At 64.8% G+C, this 21,652-nt stretch carries 20 protein-coding genes; 7 read left to right on the top strand and 13 right to left on the bottom strand.

The window, feature by feature from the left end; all coding sequences use genetic code 11:
- Positions 1-77: 77 nt before the first annotated feature.
- The 4 genes from MRBLSP13_RS08535 to rimP form a co-directional block, all read right to left on the bottom strand.
- The gene (locus MRBLSP13_RS08535) at positions 78-734 is read right to left on the bottom strand and encodes a DUF448 domain-containing protein (RefSeq protein WP_363735166.1); all 657 of its coding nucleotides are present in this window, start codon (positions 732-734) and stop codon (positions 78-80) included.
- 144 nt (positions 735-878) lie between these two features.
- Entirely contained in the window at positions 879-1,115 is a 237-nt protein-coding gene (locus MRBLSP13_RS08530) for a tautomerase family protein (RefSeq protein WP_133651790.1), read from the bottom strand.
- A gap of 6 nt (positions 1,116-1,121) precedes the next feature.
- Positions 1,122-2,693 carry a transcription termination factor NusA gene (gene nusA / locus MRBLSP13_RS08525; RefSeq protein WP_363735168.1) on the bottom strand — a complete coding sequence of 524 codons (1,572 nt, stop codon included), beginning with the start codon at positions 2,691-2,693 and terminating at the stop codon, positions 1,122-1,124.
- A 12-nt stretch (positions 2,694-2,705) separates the two neighbouring features.
- Positions 2,706-3,230 (bottom strand): ribosome maturation protein RimP, encoded by a 525-nt coding sequence (rimP, locus tag MRBLSP13_RS08520; RefSeq protein WP_363753952.1) that lies wholly within the window; start codon positions 3,228-3,230, stop codon positions 2,706-2,708.
- A gap of 199 nt (positions 3,231-3,429) precedes the next feature.
- Between rimP and MRBLSP13_RS08515 the strand changes: the two genes are divergently transcribed.
- A complete protein-coding gene (locus MRBLSP13_RS08515; protein WP_363753950.1) occupies positions 3,430-4,569 on the top strand; it encodes a PQQ-dependent sugar dehydrogenase in 1,140 nt (379 codons plus the stop codon).
- A 34-nt stretch (positions 4,570-4,603) separates the two neighbouring features.
- Here the strand turns inward: MRBLSP13_RS08515 and MRBLSP13_RS08510 are convergent, their stop codons facing one another.
- The 3 genes from MRBLSP13_RS08510 to tpiA form a co-directional block, all read right to left on the bottom strand.
- Positions 4,604-6,238 (bottom strand): CTP synthase, encoded by a 1,635-nt coding sequence (locus MRBLSP13_RS08510; RefSeq protein ID WP_363735170.1) that lies wholly within the window; start codon positions 6,236-6,238, stop codon positions 4,604-4,606.
- A gap of 91 nt (positions 6,239-6,329) precedes the next feature.
- Positions 6,330-6,719, bottom strand: coding sequence for a preprotein translocase subunit SecG (gene secG / locus MRBLSP13_RS08505; RefSeq protein WP_363735171.1), 390 nt, complete (start codon positions 6,717-6,719; stop codon positions 6,330-6,332).
- 127 nt (positions 6,720-6,846) lie between these two features.
- A complete protein-coding gene (tpiA, locus tag MRBLSP13_RS08500; RefSeq protein ID WP_363735172.1) occupies positions 6,847-7,587 on the bottom strand; it encodes a triose-phosphate isomerase in 741 nt (246 codons plus the stop codon).
- Positions 7,588-7,782: 195 nt separating this feature from the next.
- On the opposite strand from tpiA, the gene MRBLSP13_RS08495 reads away from it, so the two are divergent.
- Positions 7,783-9,732, top strand: a complete 1,950-nt coding sequence (locus MRBLSP13_RS08495; protein ID WP_363753947.1) for a peptidylprolyl isomerase — start codon at positions 7,783-7,785, stop codon at positions 9,730-9,732.
- Positions 9,733-9,757: 25 nt separating this feature from the next.
- Positions 9,758-11,260 (top strand): anthranilate synthase component I, encoded by a 1,503-nt coding sequence (trpE, locus tag MRBLSP13_RS08490; RefSeq protein ID WP_363735400.1) that lies wholly within the window; start codon positions 9,758-9,760, stop codon positions 11,258-11,260.
- A gap of 122 nt (positions 11,261-11,382) precedes the next feature.
- On the opposite strand, the gene MRBLSP13_RS08485 is transcribed toward trpE, so the two are convergent.
- Complete coding sequence (locus MRBLSP13_RS08485; RefSeq protein WP_363735174.1) at positions 11,383-12,381, bottom strand: 2-hydroxyacid dehydrogenase; 999 nt, start codon at positions 12,379-12,381, stop codon at positions 11,383-11,385.
- Between the two features lie 118 nt (positions 12,382-12,499).
- Here MRBLSP13_RS08485 and MRBLSP13_RS08480 point away from each other — a divergent pair, with 118 nt between their 5' ends.
- Positions 12,500-12,970 (top strand): SH3 domain-containing protein, encoded by a 471-nt coding sequence (locus tag MRBLSP13_RS08480; protein WP_363753944.1) that lies wholly within the window; start codon positions 12,500-12,502, stop codon positions 12,968-12,970.
- A 7-nt stretch (positions 12,971-12,977) separates the two neighbouring features.
- Here MRBLSP13_RS08480 and MRBLSP13_RS08475 read toward each other — a convergent pair whose 3' ends face one another.
- Positions 12,978-14,498, bottom strand: a complete 1,521-nt coding sequence (locus MRBLSP13_RS08475) for a peptide MFS transporter (protein ID WP_363753941.1) — start codon at positions 14,496-14,498, stop codon at positions 12,978-12,980.
- A gap of 243 nt (positions 14,499-14,741) precedes the next feature.
- On the opposite strand from MRBLSP13_RS08475, the gene MRBLSP13_RS08470 reads away from it, so the two are divergent.
- Together MRBLSP13_RS08470 and MRBLSP13_RS08465 are read left to right on the top strand one after the other, a co-directional pair.
- Entirely contained in the window at positions 14,742-15,320 is a 579-nt protein-coding gene (locus tag MRBLSP13_RS08470; RefSeq protein ID WP_363735402.1) for a nitroreductase family protein, read from the top strand.
- 73 nt (positions 15,321-15,393) lie between these two features.
- Entirely contained in the window at positions 15,394-15,738 is a 345-nt protein-coding gene (locus MRBLSP13_RS08465) for a GntR family transcriptional regulator (RefSeq protein WP_133651779.1), read from the top strand.
- 92 nt (positions 15,739-15,830) lie between these two features.
- Here the strand turns inward: MRBLSP13_RS08465 and MRBLSP13_RS08460 are convergent, their stop codons facing one another.
- Positions 15,831-16,229: a hypothetical protein gene (locus MRBLSP13_RS08460; protein WP_133651632.1), complete on the bottom strand. Its 399-nt coding sequence runs from the start codon at positions 16,227-16,229 to the stop codon at positions 15,831-15,833.
- A gap of 11 nt (positions 16,230-16,240) precedes the next feature.
- On the opposite strand from MRBLSP13_RS08460, the gene MRBLSP13_RS08455 reads away from it, so the two are divergent.
- Positions 16,241-16,606, top strand: a complete 366-nt coding sequence (locus tag MRBLSP13_RS08455; RefSeq protein ID WP_363735179.1) for a hypothetical protein — start codon at positions 16,241-16,243, stop codon at positions 16,604-16,606.
- Positions 16,607-16,691: 85 nt separating this feature from the next.
- Here the strand turns inward: MRBLSP13_RS08455 and prsR are convergent, their stop codons facing one another.
- The 3 genes from prsR to MRBLSP13_RS08440 are packed head-to-tail and all read right to left on the bottom strand — an operon-like array spanning position 16,692 to position 21,510.
- Complete coding sequence (prsR, locus tag MRBLSP13_RS08450; RefSeq protein ID WP_363753938.1) at positions 16,692-18,056, bottom strand: PEP-CTERM-box response regulator transcription factor; 1,365 nt, start codon at positions 18,054-18,056, stop codon at positions 16,692-16,694.
- Complete coding sequence (gene prsK, locus MRBLSP13_RS08445) at positions 18,056-20,125, bottom strand: XrtA/PEP-CTERM system histidine kinase PrsK (protein ID WP_363753935.1); 2,070 nt, start codon at positions 20,123-20,125, stop codon at positions 18,056-18,058. Before prsK ends, prsR begins: the two co-directional genes overlap by 1 nt.
- Positions 20,122-21,510 (bottom strand): TIGR03013 family XrtA/PEP-CTERM system glycosyltransferase, encoded by a 1,389-nt coding sequence (locus MRBLSP13_RS08440; RefSeq protein WP_363753933.1) that lies wholly within the window; start codon positions 21,508-21,510, stop codon positions 20,122-20,124. The genes prsK and MRBLSP13_RS08440 overlap by 4 nt, the downstream gene beginning before the upstream one ends.
- Between the last annotated feature and the right edge of the window lie 142 nt (positions 21,511-21,652).

The raw sequence follows: 21,652 nt of genomic DNA, 5'->3' as shown, positions 1-21,652 counted from the left end.
ACCCTTCACATCAACCCGACCGGCAAGGCCCGTCGGCGCCTTCATTCCAATGCCAACTCAGGCATTCCAATACCAACTCAGGCGCCCAATGCCCCTGCGGAGTCCTGCTCCCCATGCACCGGCGCTCCGTTAGCGCAACCCAGATAGCTTTCCAAGCGGCCTATGGCGCCGCGCAGACGTGACGCCGCACGCGAGTCGGTCACCGCGATATGGACGACATTGTCCCGTCCCATTGCCATAGATAGGGCGTGTCGGTCCACAGGCAAGACGATGCCAGCCAAATCCGTGCCTTCCGCCTCCTGCCCGACGCGCAAAGCCTGGTCGAGCTTGCGGTTGCCGTCGGGGGCGGCGTCGGCGGCGTGGAGCAGCATCGTCACCTCCCCCTTGCGGCAGGCGACATCGATTTTTTCAGAGCCCGTGAGGACCATGGACGCCTTCGCCTCCAGTCCCAGCCGGTCGAGCAGCGCCTTGCGCAGGCCGTCCTCGATCAGCGCGGGGAGGTTGTCGGGGATTTGCAGGTCGCCGGTCTTGAACGCCCGAGCGAGCGCGCCCTTGAGCTTGCCCCTGGCGAGCGCCTGTTCGACTTCCGCGCGGGACACTCCGATCCAGGCGCCACGGCCGGGGGCCTTGGCGCGGATGTCGGGCAGGATTTCACCATTCGGGCCGCAGGCGAGGCGGACGAGCATGTCCGGGTCGGCGCGGTCGCCCGACAGGATGCATTTGCGTTCGGTCATGACGCGCCCTTCCCGAACGAAATCCCTGTTCCTGCCAGGGCAGGAATCCAGTTCCACCTTTTCGGGTGCGCACGACCCTGGGACTGGGCCCCTGCCTTCGCAGGAGCACGGCTGTCCGTCAGTGCTGGGGAAGCGCTTAGCCTCTCATTGGGAAGTGACCGCGGCATTGGCGTCCTCCCCTGTCGGCCGGGGCGCGACCCGATCGGCCATGAGCTGGCCGGCCGAGCCGTAATTTTCCATCGAGATTTCCGAAATCACCACCTGCACGGCAGAGGCCGGCTTCCCGAGACGCTCGACGAGCGACCGGGTGACGTCGGCGACGATGGCCGCCTTCTGTTCGCGGGTGGCGTTTCCGGCCAGACGGATATCGACGAACGGCATCTGCGCTTATGCTTCCTCGTCTTCGAACCAGTGGGCGCGGGCGGCCATGATGATCTCATTGCCCTGCTCTTCACTGAGGCCATATTCGGCCAGGATGCCGCCCTTGTCCTCGCTGCCTTCGTTGCGGCGGCGGCGCTGGTCGACGCGCTTCTTGGCGATCAGTTCGTCCGTGGCCAGATCGGCCAGGTCGTCCAGCGTCTTGATGCCCGCCTTGCCCAGCGTCACCAGCATCGCCTCTGTAAGGTGCGGCATGTCGGCCAGCGCATCCTCGACGCCCAGCGCCTGACGCTCCTCGCGGGCAGCGGCCTCGCGGCGGTCCAGCGCTTCCTGCGCGCGGCTTTGCAGTTCCTGCGCCAGTTCCTCGTCAAAGCCCTCGATCGCGGCCAGTTCGTCGATGCCGACATAGGCCACTTCCTCCAGCTCGCCAAAGCCCTCGGCCACGAGGAGCTGCGAGAGGGTTTCGTCGACGTCCAGTTCGTTCTGGAACAGTTCGGAACGGGCGACGAATTCCTTCTGGCGCTTCTCCGACGCGTCGGCCTCGGTCATGATGTCGATGGCCTTGCCGGTCAGCTGGCTGGCGAGACGGACATTCTGGCCGCGACGGCCGATGGCGAGCGAAAGCTGATCGTCGGGGACGACGACCTCGATGCGTTCCTCTTCCTCATCGATGACGACGCGGGCGACCTGCGCGGGCTGAAGCGCGTTGACGACGAAGGTCGCGGTATCCTCCGACCAGGGGATGATGTCGATCTTCTCGCCCTGCATTTCCTGCACGACGGCCTGCACGCGGCTGCCCTTCATGCCGACGCAGGCGCCGACCGGGTCGATGCTCGAATCGCGGCTGATGACGCCGATCTTGGCGCGGCTGCCCGGATCGCGGGCGGCGGCCTTGATCTCGATCACCCCGTCGTAGATTTCGGGCACTTCCTGCGCGAACAGCTTCTTCATGAATTCGGGATGCGCGCGGCTGAGGAAAATCTGCGGCCCGCGGTTTTCGCGGCGGACGTTCAGGATCACCGAGCGGATGCGGTCGCCGACGCGGACGACTTCGCGGGGGATCTGCTGGTCGCGGCGGATGACGCCCTCGGCCCGGCCGAGATTGACGACGACATGGCCGAATTCGACGGACTTGACGACGCCGGTGATGATCTCACCCACGCGGTCCTTGAATTCCTCATGCTGGCGCTCGCGCTCTGCGTCGCGGACCTTCTGGAAGATCACCTGCTTGGCCGACTGGGCGTCGATGCGACCAAGGTCGATGGGCGGCAGCGGATCGACGATGAAGTCGCCCACGACCGCGTCCTTCTTCAGCTTGGTAGCCTGCTTCAGGTCGACCTGCTTGAAATAGTCGTCGACCTGCTCGACCACCTCCACGACTCTCCAGAGACGAAGGTCGCCGGTGTCCGGGTCCAGCTTGGCGCGGATGTCGTTCTCCGCGCCGTAACGGGCGCGGGCTGCGCGCTGGATCGCGTCTTCCATCGCCTCGATGACGATCGCCTTGTCGATCATCTTCTCGCTGGCGACGCTGTTCGCAATGGCGAGCAGCTCGGCCTTGTTGGCGGAAATGGCGTTGGCCATGGTCGTAAACCCTTATTCTTCGGTTTCGAACTCGTCCGCCCCATCGGAGGAGAGCGGCATGCTAGCAGAAATCAATGCGTCGGTCAGTATCAGCTTGGCGTCGCCCACCAATGCGAAGGGGATCACCACATCGCCCGCCTTGACGTCGGTGAAGAGAACGCCCTCCCCCTCTATCCCGTTCAGAACACCACGGAAGCTCTTGCGGCCCCCGACGGCTTCGGTGGCGGAAATCTTCGCCTCATGCCCGGCCCATTCGAGAAAATCGGTGAGGCGGGTCAGCGGACGGTCGATACCGGGCGAGCTGACTTCGAGGCGATAGGCCTCCTCGATCGGGTCGGCTTCGTCCAGCACGTCGGACAGGCGGCGGGAGATGGCGGCGCAATCCTCAATGACGAGCTGCTTCGTCTCCGGCCGCTCGGCCATGATCTGCAGCGTATACTCGTCACCCGAGCCGAACAGCTTGATGCGCACGAGGTCGAAGCCCAAGGCCTTCACCTCCGGTTCGATCAGGGCTGTCAGTTCGGCGATGTCCGCCATGGGGTCTCCAAAAGAACAAAATTGCAGCTTCCCGTCGCCGCAGGCGATCCGCCCGCGACCCCGACATGTTTGACGATGTAAGGAAGCAGGGGCGATATAGGCGGGATGCCGCAAAGCTGCAACATTATTTGTCGCGAGGCATTTGATAAGCCTTCTGTTAGCGTCATCAGCGCCGAAATTCAGCCCCGGAGGAGACGATATGCGCCATCTTGCCCTGACTGCCCTGCCGCTGGCCCTGATCGCCTGTTCGGCTGACAATGCCGTGGGGCAGAACAGCACCACCTCCGCGACGAAGCCGTTCAAGACCTCCGTGATCGCGGATTTCGATGCGCCCTGGGCCATGACCTTCATGCCCGACGGGCGGATGCTGGTCACCGAAAAGGCGGGCGAGATGATCCTGTTCGATCCGAAGAACGGAACGAAAATTCCCGTCGCAGGTATTCCGCCGGTCGACAGCGAAGGTCAGGGCGCGCTGATGGACGTGGTGCTGGCGCCCGATTTCGCGCGGAACCGGGCGGTCTATTTCAGCTTTTCCGAGGCGGGTCAGGGCGGCAAGGGCGTGGCGCTCGCCACCGGCGCCTTCCACCAGGCGAGCGATGGGACGACGAAGCTGGACGGCGTGAAGGTGATCTTCCGCGCAAGCCAGTATGTGGATGGAAACGGCCATTATTCCGGGCGGATCGCCTTCTCGCCGGACGGCAGATATCTGTTCTTCACCAATGGCGAGCGGCAGAAATTCGATCCCGCGCAGGATCCCAAGTCGACATTGGGCAAGGTGCTGCGGCTGAACCTGGACGGCACCCCGGCGGCGGGCAATCCGCTGGCGGCGAAGGGCTTTCATCCGGCGGTCTGGTCCTATGGCCATCGCAATCTGCTGGGGATCGCCTTCGACAAGGACGGGCGGCTGTGGGAACAGGAAATGGGGCCGAAGGGCGGCGATGAGGTGAACCTGATCAAGCCCGGCCTCAACTATGGCTATCCGCGGGTTTCCAATGGCAGCCATTATGACGGGCGGGACATTCCCGACCACAAGGCAGGCGATGGCTATGAGGCGCCCAAGCTCTGGTGGAACCCGGTCATCTCGCCGGCGGGGCTGGTTTATTATTCGGGCGACCTGTTCCCGCAATGGAAGGGGTCGCTGTTCATCGGCGGGCTGTCGAGCCAGGCGCTGATACGGGTGAAGCTGGACGGGGACAATGCGTCCAAGGCGGACCAGTGGGACATGGGCGCGCGAATCCGGGAGGTGGAGCAAGGGCCGGATGGCGCGCTCTGGCTGCTGGAGGATGGCGGGCGGGGTTCTGAGGGGCGGTTGTTGAAGTTGACGCCTGCCCAGGGTTAGGGTGAAACGGGGCCATTCCGGCCCCGATCCTCCTTTATACCAGCCGGCTCTGCTTCACCGCCGCTTCGATGAAGCTGGCAAAGAGCGGATGCGGGTCGAAGGGCTTGGACTTGAGTTCGGGGTGGAACTGCACGCCGACAAACCAGTGATGATCGGGGCGTTCGACGATTTCCGGCAGCGTGCCGTCCGGCGACATGCCCGAGAAGATGAGGCCGCCCTTTTCCAGCGGCTCGCGATAGCCGGCATTGACCTCATAGCGATGGCGGTGCCGCTCGCTGATTTCGGTCGCGCCGTAAATGCCCGCCACCACGCTGTTGCCAGCGAGCCTGGCCGGATAGGCGCCAAGCCGCATGGTGCCGCCCAGGTCGGTTTCGGCGGTACGCTTCTGCAGGCCTTCCTTGCTCATCCATTCGGTGATGAGGCCGACCACCGGCTCGCTGGTTTCGCCGAACTCCGTGGTGGAGGCGTTCGCGATTCCCGCCGTGTTCCGCGCGCCTTCGATGCAGGCCATCTGCATGCCCAGGCAGATGCCGAAAAAGGGCACGTTGCGTTCGCGGGCGAATTTGACCGAGGCGATCTTCCCCTCCGACCCGCGCACGCCGAAGCCGCCGGGGACGAGGATGCCGTGCATCGGCTCCAGGCGAGCGGCGATGTCCGCGCCCTCTTCCTCGAACAGTTCGGCGTCGAGCCATTTGATGTTGACCTTGACCCGATTGGCGAGGCCGCCATGGGTCAGCGCTTCATATAGCGACTTGTAGGCATCGGGCAGGCCGACATATTTGCCGACGACGCCGATGGTGACTTCGCCCTCCAGATTCTGCTGCCGGTCCATGATGTCGTGCCAGCGGTCGAGCTTGGGCGCGGACGCGCCCTCCATGCCGAAGGCGCGCAGCACTTCGTCGTCCAGCCCCTCTGCATGATATTGCATCGGGACCGCGTAGATGCTGCTGGCGTCAAGCGCCGGGATCACCGCTTCGGGGCGGACATTGCAGAACAGGGCGATCTTGCGCCGCTCGCTTTCCGGCAGCGGATGTTCGCAGCGGCAGAGCAATATGTCGGGCTGGATGCCCAGCGACGTCAGTTCGCGCACGCTGTGCTGGGTCGGCTTCGTCTTCAGTTCGCCCGCCGCCGCTATATAGGGGACCAGCGTCACATGGACGAAGATCGACCGGCCGCGGCCAAGGTCGTTATGGAGCTGGCGGATCGCCTCCATGAAGGGCAGCGATTCGATGTCGCCCACGGTGCCGCCAATCTCGCACAGCACGAAATCGAGATCATCGGATTCGGCCATGGCAAAGGCCTTGATCTCGTCCGTGACGTGCGGGATCACCTGGACCGTCGCGCCCAGATAGTCGCCGCGCCGTTCCCGCTGGATGATGGTCTGATAGACCCGGCCCTGCGTCACATTGTCCGACTGCCGCGCGGAAACGCCGGTGAAGCGCTCATAATGACCAAGGTCGAGGTCGGTTTCCGCCCCGTCGTCGGTCACATAGACCTCGCCATGCTGATACGGGCTCATCGTGCCCGGATCGACGTTGAGATAAGGATCGAATTTCCGAATGCGCACACGGAAACCTCGCGCCTGCAGCAGTGCTGCGAGCGAAGCGGCCATCAGGCCCTTGCCAAGCGAGGAGACCACGCCGCCGGTGATGAAAATATACCGCGCCATGGGGGGAGAGGCTTAGCCTTTTACAAACGAGTTGGGCAAGCGCGCGAATCATCGCGCGTGCGAAAAAAGCGAAATTGGGAGTGTCGCGCGCCTAGTTGGCGAGCGGGACAGCGCCGTTGGAAGCCTTGCCGCTCGCCGCGCCGGCGGCGCCCGCCAGCGGATCCTTGCCGGTCGCCGGGGCCGGCGCGGACGCCGGAGAAGATGTCGGAGCCTGGGGCGCCTGCTTCACCAGCGAGGTGTCGATGTCGCTCGGCCGGTGCTGGATGGAGGCGATCACCGCCAGCACGATCGACAGCGTCACGAAGATGCCGGCGAGAACCGTGGTCGAGCGCGTCAGGAAATCCGCCGCGCCGCGCGCCGACATGAACCCCGCCGGGCTGCCGCCGACGCCCAGGCCGCCGCCTTCCGACTTCTGCATCAGGATGACGGTGACAAGCAGGGCAGCGACAAGGGCCTGCACGACGAGGAGGAAGGTGAACATGAGACGAATATCTGTCCGGTAAAGGGAGCGTTGCCGCGCACATAGCGATGATAGGGCGCGGGGGCAACCGCCCCTGTCTTTCCCGCCCCCCTCCCACAGGCGGGAGGGGATTGTCATCCGTCGGCGGTCAGGCGGCAGCCGCGATCACCGGAGCGAATTTCGCCGCCGCAAGGCTCGCGCCGCCGATCAGGCCGCCGTCGACGTCGGCCAGCGCCAGAAGCTCCGCCGCATTGTCGCCGTTCATCGATCCGCCATAGAGGATTCGCGTCGCGTCCGCCTGCGCGCCGATCCTGCCCGCAAGAGTGGCGCGCAGGGCAGCGTGCATCGCGGCGACCGCTTCCATGGTGGGGATTCGGCCCGTGCCGATGGCCCAGATCGGTTCATAGGCGATGGCCAGCCAGTCCGCCGCCGCTCCATCCGGCAGGGAGGCCAGCAATTGCGCCGCAACCACCGCCTCCGCATTGCCGGCGTCGCGCACGTCGAGGCTTTCGCCCACGCAGAGGATGACCTTCAGACCCGCGGCCCGCGCCGCCAGCGCCTTTGCCGCGATGTCGGCGTCGGTTTCGCCCTGGTCCTGTCGCCGTTCGCTATGGCCGACGATGGTCCAGCTTGCCCCTGCCTCCGCCAGCATGGCCGCGGACAGGCAGCCGGTATGCGCGCCGCTTTCCTTCATGTGGCAGTCCTGCGCGCCGATGAAGGCCGCACCCTTGACGCCGTCCGCCGCCGCGATCAGCGTCGCGGGCAGGCACAGCCCGACCTCCACCGCCGGATAGTCGCGCGCCAGGGCGCCGATCGCCTCCACCTCGCCCAGCTGGGCGCGCAGGCCGTTCATCTTCCAGTTACCGACAATCAGCTTCCGCCTGCTCATCGATCTTTCCCCTTATTGTTTATTGCTGCACGGTCCCCTGCGGCGCAGCTCTCCAATCCGAACCGCCGGGTTGGCCGAGCCGATGAACGGCGTGCGGCCATTTGTCCAGCCTTGCAGCCCCAGCGCCCCTTGCCCGCGCGACGATCCGCCCTTAAAGCGGGCCGCCATCAAAGCCGCTTTTACGGACTTTCCTCCATGCTTTCAGTCTTTCGCCGTTTCATCCACTCCAAATTCGGCGCCTTTGCTGCGCTGATATTCCTGGGGATCATCGCGGCCGCCTTCATCATGGGGGACATTACGAGCGGCAAGTTCGGATCGTCCCTTGGAGGCGGCGAAACCGCCGCCAAGGCAGGCGGCGCGCGCCTGACCATGACCGAATTCCAGGACCGTGTGCAGCGCGTGTTCGAAAATGCGCGCCGGTCCAATCCGGGGTTGCAGATCGGCGATTTCCTGGCGCAGGGCGGCGCGGCGCAGGTCTATGACCAGCTTGTCGCGTCCCTGACGCTGAAGGAATATGCAAGCGACCAGAAGGTTCATATCTCCAAGCGGCTCGTCGACGCCCAGATCGCGCAGATTCCCGCCTTCCAGGACGCAGCGGGCAATTTCAGCCAGGAAAATTTCCGGCAATTGCTGCTGCGCGAGCGGATCACCGAGCAGGCGCTGCGCGATGACATCAGCCGCGAGATATTGGAGCGGCAGATGCTGGCGCCGCTGGGACTGGGCGTGAAGCTGACCGATTCCCTGGTGCTGCCCTATGCCTCGCTGCTGCTGGAGGCGCGTCAGGGCACCATCGCCCTTGTCCCCGCGACGGCGTTCAAGGACATCGCGGAGCCGACCGACGCGCAACTCGGCGATTTCTACAAGAAGAATGCCGCGCGCTATACGATCCCGGAACAACGCCGCATCCGCTATGCGGTGATCGACGCCGAACGCTTCGCCCAGGCGGCACAGCCCACCGATGCGGAGATCGCGGGCTATTACAACCAGAACAAGGCCGTCTATGCCGCGAAGGAAAGCCGCAGCTTCGAGCAGTTGATCCTGCCGACGCAAGCGGCGGCAAAGGCGATCGCGGAGCAGGTGAAGGGCGGCAAGTCGCTCGCCGCAGCGGCGCAATCGGCCGGCCTTTCGGTCGCCGAACTGGCCGACCAGAGCCGCGAGAAGCTGGCCGCCGCAGCGTCCGCCTCCGTCGCCGATGCGGGCTTTGCCGCGAAGCAGGGCGATCTGGTCGGGCCGCTGCGCGGATCGCTGGGCTGGGTGCTGCTGCGGGTCACGGCGGTCAGGACGACCCCTGCCCGTGCCCTGGCCGCCGCGCGGGACGAGATCGTCACCACGCTGCGCGCCCAGAAGGAGAAGCGGCTGCTCAACGACTTCACCGGCAAGATCGAGGATCAGATCGCCAATGGCGGCAGCTTCGAGGAAGTCGTGAAGGACAACGGCCTGAAGCTGGAAACGACGCCGTTCCTCCTTTCCTCCGGCAAGCAGGTAGAGGATGCGGCCTATCAGGTGCCGGCCGACGTGAAGCCGCTGCTTGCCCCTGTCTTCGGCATGAGCCAGGACGATGACGCGCAACTGGTGCCGATCGCGGCGGACAAGCGTTACGCGCTGGTTGCGCCCGGCGACATACAGGCCCCTGCGCCGCCGCCGCTTGCCAAAGTCAAGCCGCTGGTGGCGATGCAGTACAAGCTCGCCCAGGGCAATGAAAAGGCCAAGGTGCTGGCCGAGCAGATCCGCGCCAAGGTCGCCAAGGGCATGACGCTGGACCAGGCGGTCGCCTCCGCCGGCATCGCCCTGCCCAAGCCGCAGATGGTGGGCGGGCGCCGTGCCGACATCATGCGCGACGGCCAGCGTCCCCCCGCGGAAGTGGCCATGCTGTTCACCATGGCGACCAACAGCGTGAAGACGCTGCCGGCCGGGCAGGATCGCGGCTATTTCGTCGTGCAGTTGAACGGCATCAAGCGCGGCGATGCGGGCACGGACAAGGCGCTGGTCAATCAGGTTCGCGACCAGCTCAGTGAAGTGGTGGGCCAGGAATATGACCAGCAGTTCGAGCGCGCGGTCGAGAAGGAACTGGGCGTGAAGCGCAATGCCAATGCCGTCGCCTCCGTCCAGCGCGCCCTGGTCAGCGCCAATGGCAGCGGTCAGTAAGATGGGCGCAGGGGGACCGGCGGCAATGGACGGCATAGAAAGCGCACGCAGGGCACTGGCGGCGGGACAATCCGCGCTGGTGTGGCGGCGCCAGATTGCCGACACCGATACGCCGATCTCCGCCGCGCTCAAATTGTTCGAGGCCGATCGCGGCGACTTCCTGCTGGAATCGGTCGAAGGCGGGGCGGTGCGGGGCCGTCACAGCCTGATCGGCCTGGCCCCCGACCTTGTTTTCCGTGCGCAGGGTCATGCGGCGGAGATCAACCGGCAATGGGCGACCGATCGGGATGCCTTCGTGCCGGAAGAGGCCGATGCGCTCGACGCGCTGCGGGCGCTGGTCGCGGAATGCCGGGCGGAGCTTGACCCCGTCCTGCCCGCCGCCCTGGCCTGTCTGGTGGGCTATTTCGGCTATGAGACGGTCGGGCTGGTGGAGAAGTTGCCGCGTCCTCCCGAAAATTCGATCGCCTTGCCGGACATGCTGTTCGTGCGGCCGACCGTCATATTGGTGTTCGACCGGCTGGCCGACGCGCTGTTCCTGGTCGCGCCCGTTTGGAAGGGCAGCTTTGCCGATGCCGACCGCGCCGTCGAACAGGCGCTGGAACGGATCGACGCCGTCGCCGCGCGGCTGGCGGCGCCCCTGCCCGCACAGACCGCCCCGGCCGAAATCGCCGATGTCGCGGTGACGCCAATGCTGGAACCCGGGCGCTATGCCGCGATGGTCGAGAAGGCGAAGGACTATATCGTCGCGGGCGACATTTTCCAGGTGGTGCTGGCGCAGCGCTTCACCAGTCCCTTCACCCTGCCGCCCATCGCGCTTTACCGGGCCTTGCGACGGATCAATCCCTCGCCCTTCCTCTATTATCTCGACCTGCCCGGCTTCGCCCTGATCGGGTCGAGTCCGGAAATCCTGGTCCGGGCGCGTGATGGCGAAGTGACGATCAGGCCGATCGCCGGCACCCGTCCGCGCGGCCGCAATGCCGTCGAGGACGCGGCCAATCGCGAAAGCCTGCTGGCCGATCCCAAGGAACGGGCGGAACATCTGATGCTGCTGGACCTGGGCCGCAACGATGTGGGCCGGGTGGCGACGGCGGGCAGCGTGACGGTGACGGACAGCTACAGCGTCGAATTCTACAGCCATGTGATGCATATCGTGTCGAACGTGGTAGGACGGCTGGCACCCGGCAAGGACGCGCTGGATGCCCTGTTCGCGGGCTTTCCGGCCGGCACGGTGTCGGGTGCGCCCAAGGTGCGGGCCTGCGAGATCATCGCGGAACTGGAACCGGAAACGCGGGGCGCCTATGCCGGCGGCGTCGGCTATTTCGGGCCGGACGGCAATATGGACAGCTGCATCGTCCTGCGCACGGCGGTCCTCAAGGACGGGGTGATGCACGTGCAGGCGGGCGCCGGCATCGTCGCGGATTCGACGCCGGAATATGAGCAGCGGGAATGCGAGGCGAAAAGCGGCGCACTGCTCGCGGCCGCGCGGGAAGCCGTGACGCTGGCCCGTGCTTCGGGATTTGGGCAATAAAAGTTGGATGGGCGACGGCGGGGAGCGAGTAGTCCGTCGCTGACATTCGCGGTTCCCTGAACCGGGCAGAGCGAGGGACCAGAACCGGCTGCCGCCTGTAATCCGCTATCGCAACGACCGGATCAGACCCAGCCTTCCAGCACCTGATTGGGCGGTCGATGGCCATCGACCCAGCTGCGGATATTGGCGATCACCCGTGCTCCCGTGGCGTCGCGACCTTCGATGGTGGCGGACCCCATATGCGGCAGCAGCACGACGTTCGAAAGGTCCAGCAGGCGCGGATCAACAGCCGGCTCATGGGTGTAGACGTCCAGCCCCGCCCCCGCGATCCGTCCTTCCGCGAGCGCGCCGATCAGGGCGGATTCATCCGTGATCTCTGCCCGCGACGTATTGATCAGATAGGCATCGGGCCGCATCAGCGCGATCCGCCGGGCATCGATCATCGCCCGGCTGTCGGCATTGAGCGGACAATGTATCGACACGATGTCGCTTGCCGCCAGCAGGGAATCGACATCCTCGTGCCAATGGGCCTGCAATTCCTGTTCGACCTCGAAAGGCAGGCGATGGCGGTTGTGGTAGGCGATGGACAGGCCAAAGGCCGCCGCGCGGCGGGCGACGGCGCGGCCGATGCGGCCCATGCCGATGATGCCCAGCTTCTTGCCGCCGATGCGATGCCCCAGCATGCCCGAGGGGCTCCAGCCGGTCCACGCGCCGGATCGCACCAGCTTCTCCCCCTCCGCCAGGCGGCGCGGCACCGACAGGATCAGCGCCATTGTCATGTCCGCCGTATCCTCGGTCAGAACGCCGGGCGTGTTGGTGACGATGATCCCCTTCTTCCGCGCGGCATTGAGGTCGATATGGTCGACGCCGCTGCCGAAGCTGGCGATCAGTTGCAGCCGTTCGGGCGCCGCATCGATCAGCGCGGCGTCGATCTGGTCGGTGACCGCGGGGACCAGCACGTCGCATTGCGCCATGGCGCGGGTCAGCGCTGGCCGGTCCATCGGCACGTCGCCGATGTTGAAGACGGTGTCGAACAGTTCGGCCATGCGCGCCTCGACATTGGGAGGCAGGCGGCGCGTGACAATGACGCGCGGCGTGGCGGGGCGCGGTTTCTTGGCCATGTCTGGCCGCTATTCCCCGTGAGGACGATGGTCAAGCGCTTATCCATATGCGCAAGAGAGCGGTTGTCGCTGGCGGCCGCGAACGGCTATGGTCGGGCGGTCAGATGATGGGGACGATATGGGCATGAAGGGCTATCTGGGCGCGGGCATGGTCGCGGCGCTGTGCTGGGCGGGCGGAGCATGGGCCACGCCAGCGAAGCCGGTGCCCTATTGGGCTTCGCTGACGCAGGCGGAGGCACGCATGCGGGTCGGCCCCAGCCTCGATTACCCGTCAAACTGGGTCTATCGCCGCCGCGACCTGCCGGTGAAGGTGGTGCAGGTGCTGGGCCTGTGGCGCAAGGTCGAGGATTCGACCGGCACGCAGGGGTGGATGCATGTCCGCTTGTTGAGCGATACGCCGACCGCCATCGTCACCGCCGACATCGCGCCGATGCGCGATTCCCCCAGTGACGACGCCCGCGCCCTGTTCCGCGCGCAGAAGGGCGTGGTGGGGCGGCTTTCCTCCTGCGGCAAGGGCTGGTGCGCATTCGACGTCGGCGGCCAGAAGGGCTTTGTCCGCGCCAGCGACATATGGGGCGCGACGCAGTAGCGCGGCCTTATTCGCCCTCTTGATCGAAGCGGTCGGCATGCATCAGGCGCTTCGCCAGGGGCGCCAGCGCCATGACGGCCAGCCCCGCGCCCACCGACCACCAGCCGATCGTCCCGTAGACCGCCAGCACATCGCCGCGGGAGGCCGCACCGCCCTCCCCGCCCGTGGCGGCCGCGATCAGCCCGGCGGCATATTCGCCCAGAGCCATGGCCAGGAACCAGATGCCCATCATCAGGCCGATCATGCGCGCGGGCGCCAGTTTCGACATGGCGGACAGGCCGACCGGCGACAGGCAGAGTTCGCCCAGCGTGTGGCAAAGGTAAAGCAGGAAGATGAACAGCACCGGCGTGAGCGTGCCGGGCGCGCCGGCCCCCGTCACCAGGATAAGGAAACCGGCACCGACAAGGGTAAGCGCGATACCGAACTTGGCCGGGGTGGAGGGTTCCCATCCCCGCTTCGCCAGCCATATCCACAAACCCGCCAGCACGGGTCCAAACATCAGGATATAGGCCGCGTTGACCGACTGGAACATCGATGCGGGAACATTGAAGCCCCATATGTTGCGATCCGTATAGCGGTCCGTGAACAGGCTGAGCGATGATCCGGTCTGTTCATAGAGACCCCAGAAAAGCGGGTTGATGACCAGCAGGAACAAGGCCGCCAGCATCCGGTCGCGACCGATCCGCTCCATGCGGCCAAAGGCTTCCCACAGGATGTACAGCACGACGGCGGCGCTCGCCACGGCAAGCATCCAGCCGACGATCACATGGTTCTGGATCAGGGCCCAGCACAGCCCGATCGACGCCAGGCTGGAGAGATAGACCAGCCATTCGCGGCTGACGATGCCGCCGACCCGTTCCTTCAGATGAACGGGATCGCGGGGTTCCCCCCTTCCCTGCAACAGTGGCTTGCACAGCATGAAGCCGATGACGCCGGCAATCATGCCGACCGATGCCGCGCCAAAGCCCCAGTGCCAGCCCCATGTCTGGCCCAGATAGCCGCAGATGACGGGACCGATGGTCGCGCCGGCATTGATGCCCATGTAGAAGATCGTATAGGCCGGGTCGCGCCGCATGTCGTCGCGCGGATAAAGCTGTCCCACCAGCGCCGACGCGCTGGACTTCAGGAAACCCGTGCCGGTGATCACCGTCGCCAGGCCGAGCCAGAACAGGCCAAGGCCCATGGCGCCCGCATCGTCGCTTTCCATGCCCAGGATGAGGTGGCCGATGGCGATCACGACGCCGCCGAACAGCACCGCCTTGCGCTGGCCCAGATAGCGGTCGGCCAGATAGCCGCCCATCAGCGGGGATATGTAGATCAGCGACATATAGGCGCCATAGGCATGGCTGGCGTCGCGGTCGGAAAAGAGGAAATGCTGCGTCAGGTAGAAGATCAGCAGCGCGCGCATGCCGTAGAAGGAGAAACGTTCCCACATTTCCACGAAGAACAGCAGGAACAGCCCGCGGGGGTGGCCGAGCCAGGTCTTGCCCTTACCCGGCGCGTCGGCATTTGAAACTGAGGTCGCCATCCGGCCCCTTATCCTATCCTGTTGCGGACGCGCGAAGGGCATCCCTGGTCGGCCCCAGCCTGCCGCATTTTCCGGGCGGATGGAATCATCTGCGCGCCGGGAAAACACTGCAAAACAAACATCTGAAGCAGCCGAGCCGACAAGGCCGGACCGGCACCAGCTCTTCTAGAGCCCGAATTATTCATCTGTCAAAGAGCGGCCATGCCCTTGCGTCATGGTCTCCGCCGCTCCATTTGGGCCAGCATGTTCAATGATCGCAGCTCCCCCCTCTCGCTCCTGCAGACCCGTCGGTCCGGCAAGCCGCGCGACCTGATCGCGCCGGGACCGGACGAAGACCAGCTTCGCACGATATTGGAAGTCGCGCAGCGCACGCCCGATCACGGCAAGCTGGCGCCATGGCGCTTCGTCATCGTGCCGCTGGAAAGGCGTGACGCTCTGGCAGCGCTGCTCGAACGGGCCTATCGCGCCGAGAAGCCCGATGCCGGGCGGCTGGAGATAGAGGCGATGCACCAGTTCGCGCATCAGGCGCCGACACTGGTCGTCGCGCTTTCCGCGCCGGTGGAGGGCAGCAAGATCCCGCTGTGGGAACAGGAGCTTTCGGCGGGTGCCGCGATCATGAACCTGCTTCACGCGACCCATGCCCTGGGATTTGCGGGCGGCTGGCTGACCGGCTGGGCCAGCTATAATGAGGATGTGCGCGCGGCTTTCGCCAAGGGGCAGGAAAGGATTGCCGGCTTCATCTTCATCGGCACGCCGGGCCGGCCGCAGGACGAGCGGCCCCGGCCAGAATATGACAATATAGTTTCGGTCTGGGACAGATAGTTACAGGATTGATGGGGTATTAGGTAAGGCCATCGCTTGACGCGCACCGCTGTATTATGGCACTGATGCACCCATGGCCGACGATACAAAACCCGTCTATCTCCGCCTTCGGGAGATCATCGCCGCTTCGATACTGGACGGGGAATTTCGCGACGGAGACATGCTGCCGTCGGTGCGCGCGCTTGCCGCGCAGCAGGGCGCCAATCCGCTTACGGTGGCGAAGGCCTATCAATGCTTTCAGGACGATGGACTGATCGTGGTGAAGCGCGGCGTGGGCATGTTCGTTGCCGACGGCGCTACCCGGCGACTGCGGGAGGCCGAGCGCATGCGCTTCCTGGAAACCGTCTGGCCGCCCGTGGCGGAGCAGATCAGGCGACTGGGGATCAGCGCGGCTGATCTGGGGGTCGAGCGGGTCTAGGGATCGGCATTCTGTGCCAGGCAGGGGCGGAAGGCCGGGCCGGGTGGATGAATTCGGGATGTCGGCAAACGACCAGTTGCGGACGTTTAGAGCTATTCAGGTTGATGCTGTTTTACGGACTTATCCCGGCCCGACACACTCCCTTTGGCAAATTTCTTAGTCACGCCTATGAGACAGAGGAGTGCGAATTCTATCAGGATAAAATAAGCGTTAGCATGTTCCTCGCCGACCATATTTTCAAAGTGCCGCCAAAATATGGCGGCAGCAAACACCACACCTATCGCTATGCCGCAGGTCACGTCATAGATTAAATTTCTCATGGCGGTATGTCTGCCATAGCTTTTGTTTAGCCTCAACCTGCTGGTCGGTTCAGGGTTAGAAAGTTGCCCAGCGGCAAACGACCATTTTTCGCCGTCAGCGCCGATCTGCGCAATTCGCGATTGCCGACATTCGACCAACGATGCAGTTTGGTCGAATGCAACACTCCTCAATTGTCGGATTCTTGTCAGGTACTGTCTCACCGGAAATTCTGGCCGCAGAGATCGCTGCTGAGGTCGCGGCCTTTAGAGCATCCCTCAAGGCAACTGCGAGCGGGCATATCGTGATTTCTGACGGCCCGTTGTATCTCGTGACAAGGGACGGCGCGCGTAGACTGCTTGAGGCAGTCGCCAACGGACAGTTAACCTTCGACGCGGCGAACTACGTCGCAGATTGCATCGTCATGAATGATGATTTCGACTTTGCAGACGAGGCTGTGCGGGCTGCCATATACTTTGTGGAAGACGATAGCGGGCGCTTTGTAGCGGGCGAAGATGATTGGAGTCCGACACGCGACGAAACCCTTGCTGCGCTGGCATGGCTCGATTGAACGTCCGATTATATGGTTGTGATTACCGGAAGGAGACAGTCTCCTACCCACCCAGATCAGTCAGTCCGCACAGCGGGGAACGCCCTCAATTCTGCATCTGATATTGCTTCAGCAGGTCGTAGAGTGTCGGCCGGCTGATCCCCAGCATCTTCGCCGCGCCTGATATGTTGCCGTCCGTCCGGGCGATGGCGCGGCGGATCGCGCGGCGGTCCGCCATTTCGCGTGCCGCCTTCAGGTTCACCGCATCGCCGCCTTCGGCGCGATCTCCGTCGAGGTCGAGATCCGCGGCGGTGACGTGCTTGCCGTCCGCCATGATGACCGCGCGCTTCATGCGGTTTTCCAGCTCTCGCACATTGCCGGGCCAACCCCATGCGTCAAGCGCCGCCAGTGCATCCGGCGCAAGGCCCTTGACCTGCGGATTCATGTCCTTGGCGAAGCGGCGCAGGAAATGTCGCGCCAGCAGCGCGGGGTCGCCCGGCCGCTCCCTGAGCGCGGGAATGCGCACAACGATCTCCGCCAGGCGGTAATAGAGGTCCTCGCGGAAGGTACCCGCGACGATCATGGCGTCGACATCCTGATGCGTGGCGCAGACGATCCGCGTGTCGACCGCAATGGGCTGGCGTCCGCCGATCCGCTCGATCGCCCGCTCCTGCAGGAAGCGCAGCAATTTGACCTGCAAGGCGAGCGGTATGTCACCCACTTCGTCCAGGAAGAGGGTGCCTCCCTGCGCCTGCTCGATCTTCCCCGGCACGGTCTTGATCGCGCCGGTAAAGGCGCCCTTCTCATGGCCGAACAGCTCTGCCTCCAGCAAGGTTTCGGGGATCGCCGCGCAGTTGATCGCGACAAAGGCCCCTTCCCGGCGCGGGCTGGCATCATGCAGGCCCTGAGCCAGCAATTCCTTTCCGGTTCCACTTGCCCCCAGCAGCAGGACGGAGACGTCCGCGGCCGCCACCCGCTCTATGGTGCGCGCGACCTTCATCATTTCCGGCGCGGCGGTGATCAGCCTGCCCAGCACGCGCCCGCTTTCCGGCGCGGTTTCGGCCATCCGGGCATTTTCCCGCTCCAGCGCATGGACGTGGAAGGCACGGCGGACGATCAGCCCCAGCTCGTCAATATCGACCGGCTTCTGGTAAAAATCATAGGCGCCGCCGGAAATGGCCTGAAGCGCGCTTTCCCGCGCGCCATGGCCGGAAGCGACGATGACCTTGGTATCCGGCTTGATGCGCAGGATCTCCGCCAGGGTCGCGAACCCCTCGCTGGTGCCGTCGGGATCAGGCGGCAGGCCGAGGTCCAGCGTCACCACATCGGGCGCCTGCTCGCGCAGCATCTCGATCGCTTCCTCGCGGTCGCCGGCGATGAAGAGCTGATATTCCTCATAGGCCCAGCGCAATTGCCGCTGCAGGCCCGGATCATCCTCCACGATCAGCAATTTCGGTCGCGTGTCGCTCATCAGGCGGCCTTCCCCCTCATATCCTGTTGCGCCAAGGGCAGGCGCAGCGTGAACCGGCTTCCCACGCCGGGCTTGCTTTCCACATCGATGCGCCCGTCCATGGCCTGCGCAAGCGCCCGCGCCTCGAACGCGCCGATGCCAAAGCCCCCCGCCTTGTTGGAGGAGAAAGGCTTGAAAAGTTCGCGGCGAATGAATTCCGCGGTCATCCCCCGGCCCTGGTCGATCACCGCCAGCGAAGCGCCCTGGTCATCGGCGGACAACCGCAGTTCGACGGAACTTTGCGGCTCGCTGGCGTCGATCGCATTCTGAAGCAGGTGGGTGACGATCTGTTCGACCCGCGCAGGATCGGCCATTACGGGCGGCGCGTCTCCGGTCACGCTTATCTCATGCTGGCGCGAGCGGGTGCGCGCGACCTGTTCCGCCACATCGCGCAGCGCCATGGGACGGGGTTCCTCCGCACGCCCCTTGTTATGCTGCGACAGGCGGGCGAGCATGTCGTTCATCTTGCCCACCGATTCCTTCAGCGTCAGCACCATGTCGGCCCGGAAATCCGGATTGTCGGCGTGCCGCTCCGCATTGCGGGCAAGCAGGGAAAGCTGGCTCACCAGATTCTTGACGTCATGCATGATGAAGGCAAAGCGGCGGTTGAACTCCTCGAAACGCTGGGCATCGTCCAGCGCCTGTTGCCCCTGCGCCTCGCTCAGATAGCTGGCCGCCTGCCGTCCGGCGGCGCGCAGCATGTCGAAATCCTCCCAGTCCAGGCGCCGGTCGATCGGCGGGCGGGCCAGCAGGATCGCGCCGATCAGCCGGCCGAAATGGATCAGCGGCACCAGCGCCCAGGCGCGGCGGTCGAGGCTCATCCAGCCCGGCGCGCTGATTTCCCCGGCACCCGAAGGCGGGCGGTCGATGTCGATGATCCAGCCGCTCTGTTCGATCAGGGCGGCGAGCGGCGCGGGCACGACCGATCCGTCAGGCCTCTCGCCCTGCCAGTTCCAGTGCGTTTCGAACGCCAGCGCGCCGTCATCCGCGCGCAGCATCAGCAGCGCTGCGGGAGAATCGGTGATGTCGGCCACTGCCTTCGCCACCCGTTCCCCCAATGGCAGGGCATTGTCGCCCGGACGGCCTATGGTGTCGCCAAAACGCATCCATTCGGTGCGATAGTCATAGCGGTGCTGGAAAAAATGCTTGGCCACCTGCACCTTCCAGAAGGCGCGCAGCCGGCGGGAGGGCAGCAGCACGAGCGCGCTGACGGCCAGGAAGAAGACGCAGCCGATCTCCACGACCCGCGCATAGGGGCCGGCGACCAGTTCCAGCAGCACCGCCGCAGCAGCCAGCACCACGACGTAGAGCGCGATCGCCGCGAGCGAAAGCGACTGGAAGGTCAGCGCGCGCGACAGTTGCAGCCGTCCGGCCATGTCGGCGCGCATACCCGCCCCGATCACCGGCGCCAGCAGCGCCATCATCGCCCCGCGCAGGGCATAAAGGTCGCTCGCCCGATCGATGGCAAAGGTGGCGATGGCATAGAGATTGAGGTCATATGTCCACATCGCCGCCAGCGCGCCCAGCAGCAGCGCCACCCGTTCCTTTTCCCGCGCCGGCCAGCTGACATAGAGGTGATGGACCAGCATCAGGCCGCCGATGGCGGTCATCATGTGCAGCACCAGCGAGACGTGAAGAAGCGCGCGGTGCAGATCGCTCGATGTCGGCAATTGCCGCCAGATGAGATCGGTAAATGTCTGGAGCAGGATGATCCCCGCCACGGCGGCGTAGACCGAGCCGATCGCCAACAGGGGTTCGCCCCGCGCCGCGCCGTTCCGGCGCATCATCGCGAAGAGCAGCAGCAGCCAGGCAGCGTTGCGGATATTCTCGCCGATGCCGGTCAGCGGCTTTTCGACCCCGCCGAAGGAAACATAGAGCGACCAGCAGGAGGTCAGCAACAGCGCGGCCGCCAGCAGGCGCTGTTCGGCTGCGTCGTCCCGGCGGCGCAGGACGAAGATGCCGAGCGCCGCGAACAGCACGGCGGCCAGGGCATGACCCCAGTCCCCGATGAAGTGCACCAGGCTGCTCACCGCGCCCCCTCTGGCCAGAGCACGACGCGCAGGGTCTGGATGAGGATCAGCAGATCAAGGAACGGCGTGTAGTTCTTGGCGTAATAAAGATCATATTCCAGCTTGTTGCGGGCATCCTCTATCGATGCGCCATAGGGATAGTTGATCTGCGCCCAGCCGGTGATGCCGGGCTTTACCATATGGCGTTCCGCATAATAGCGCAGATGCTGTTCCAGATCCTCGACGAACTGGCGGCGTTCGGGCCGCGGCCCGACGAAGCTCATCTCGCCCTTCAGCACGGTCCAGGTCTGGGGCAGTTCGTCGATACGCAGCTTGCGCAGCCAATAGCCGAGGCGCGTGATGCGCGGATCATCCTTTTCCGCCCACACCGCCTGGCCGGACAGTTCGGCATCCTGCCGCATCGTGCGCAGCTTCACGATCCAGAATTCCTCGCCATAGAGGCCAATGCGCTGCTGGCGGTAAAAGGCAGGCCCCTTGCTGTCGAGCTTCACCAACAGCGCGGCCAGCAGAATCATGGGCCCGGTCAACAGCAGCAGTATCGAGCTGGCGATCACGTCGAACAGCCGCTTGGCGATGCTGGACAGGCGGCGACCGGCGGAAAAGCCGTCGGAGAAGATCAGCCAGCTCGGATTCACGCTATCCAGGTCGACGCGGCCGGTTTCCCGTTCCAGGAAGGTGGAGATCTCGTTCACATGGACGCCAGTGGTCTTGATGCGCAGCAGGTCGCCCAGCGGCAGGGCGTTGCGCCGTTCCTCCAGCGCCAGCACGACCTCGCTCGCTGCCAGGCGGACCACGAAATCGGCGAGATTGTAGATGGCGCTGCGGTTGATCGCCTCCGGGATCACCTGCACGCCATCGTTCATGGCGATATAGCCGACGACGAGGAAGCCCGATCCCTTGCGCTGCTCGATCTCGCGGATGCGGTCGGCGCGATTGCCCGCGCCCAGCACGACCAGACGGCGCTTGAACGCCTCGCCACCCAGCATCGAGCCCAGAAGAATGCGGATCCCCAGCAGCAGGGCAATGGAAAGCCCCATGGCATAGAGCGAATTGGACCGCCACAGGGTGATATCCGGCAGCAGGAAATGCATGACCGACAGGAACAGCACGCCCAGCGAAATCGCCACCAGCAGGCGCGCCAGCGCGTAGCGGATCGATTGCAGCGCCTCCGGCCCATAGACGCCGACCGCGATCATCGCGGTCTGGATGGCGATGCTGAAGCTGAGCAACGGCGCGATGCGAGTCGCGATATGATCGACGTCCATGCCGATCTGGCGCGCGCGCAGGATCCACCCGCCCTCGGCCGCCGCCATCAAGAGCATGAAGTCCAACAGGCCGAGCAGCAGAACAGCGTGCGGCACATAATGTTTGAACAATCTGATCATTCGTCGCGCGTTCCCGCTGCGCCCTGCGGGCAGGTGATGGCCGGATCATCTTACAGGCACTGTAAGAAAATCCGACACTGGCCGGCAGAATGCACGACAATCACAAAGATTTTCTGAACGACATCATCGCTGCGGGCCTTTC

This window comes from Sphingobium sp. LSP13-1-1.1 (genome assembly GCF_040676415.1).
Classification (GTDB): domain Bacteria; phylum Pseudomonadota; class Alphaproteobacteria; order Sphingomonadales; family Sphingomonadaceae; genus Sphingobium.
The sequence above is the reverse complement of the archived record's forward strand: the minus strand, read 5'-3'. Positions and strand labels throughout refer to the sequence as shown.

Coding starts and splice junctions, on each gene's coding strand:
- MRBLSP13_RS08535 (WP_363735166.1), bottom strand. CDS start 734: ATGACCGAACGCAAATGCATCCTGTCGGGCGACCGCGCCGACCCGGAC.
- MRBLSP13_RS08530 (WP_133651790.1), bottom strand. CDS start 1,115: ATGCCGTTCGTCGATATCCGTCTGGCCGGAAACGCCACCCGCGAACAG.
- nusA (WP_363735168.1), bottom strand. CDS start 2,693: ATGGCCAACGCCATTTCCGCCAACAAGGCCGAGCTGCTCGCCATTGCG.
- rimP (WP_363753952.1), bottom strand. CDS start 3,230: ATGGCGGACATCGCCGAACTGACAGCCCTGATCGAACCGGAGGTGAAG.
- MRBLSP13_RS08515 (WP_363753950.1), top strand. CDS start 3,430: ATGCGCCATCTTGCCCTGACTGCCCTGCCGCTGGCCCTGATCGCCTGT.
- MRBLSP13_RS08510 (WP_363735170.1), bottom strand. CDS start 6,238: ATGGCGCGGTATATTTTCATCACCGGCGGCGTGGTCTCCTCGCTTGGC.
- secG (WP_363735171.1), bottom strand. CDS start 6,719: ATGTTCACCTTCCTCCTCGTCGTGCAGGCCCTTGTCGCTGCCCTGCTT.
- tpiA (WP_363735172.1), bottom strand. CDS start 7,587: ATGAGCAGGCGGAAGCTGATTGTCGGTAACTGGAAGATGAACGGCCTG.
- MRBLSP13_RS08495 (WP_363753947.1), top strand. CDS start 7,783: ATGCTTTCAGTCTTTCGCCGTTTCATCCACTCCAAATTCGGCGCCTTT.
- trpE (WP_363735400.1), top strand. CDS start 9,758: ATGGACGGCATAGAAAGCGCACGCAGGGCACTGGCGGCGGGACAATCC.
- MRBLSP13_RS08485 (WP_363735174.1), bottom strand. CDS start 12,381: ATGGCCAAGAAACCGCGCCCCGCCACGCCGCGCGTCATTGTCACGCGC.
- MRBLSP13_RS08480 (WP_363753944.1), top strand. CDS start 12,500: ATGGGCATGAAGGGCTATCTGGGCGCGGGCATGGTCGCGGCGCTGTGC.
- MRBLSP13_RS08475 (WP_363753941.1), bottom strand. CDS start 14,498: ATGGCGACCTCAGTTTCAAATGCCGACGCGCCGGGTAAGGGCAAGACC.
- MRBLSP13_RS08470 (WP_363735402.1), top strand. CDS start 14,742: ATGTTCAATGATCGCAGCTCCCCCCTCTCGCTCCTGCAGACCCGTCGG.
- MRBLSP13_RS08465 (WP_133651779.1), top strand. CDS start 15,394: ATGGCCGACGATACAAAACCCGTCTATCTCCGCCTTCGGGAGATCATC.
- prsR (WP_363753938.1), bottom strand. CDS start 18,056: ATGAGCGACACGCGACCGAAATTGCTGATCGTGGAGGATGATCCGGGC.
- MRBLSP13_RS08440 (WP_363753933.1), bottom strand. CDS start 21,510: ATGATCAGATTGTTCAAACATTATGTGCCGCACGCTGTTCTGCTGCTC.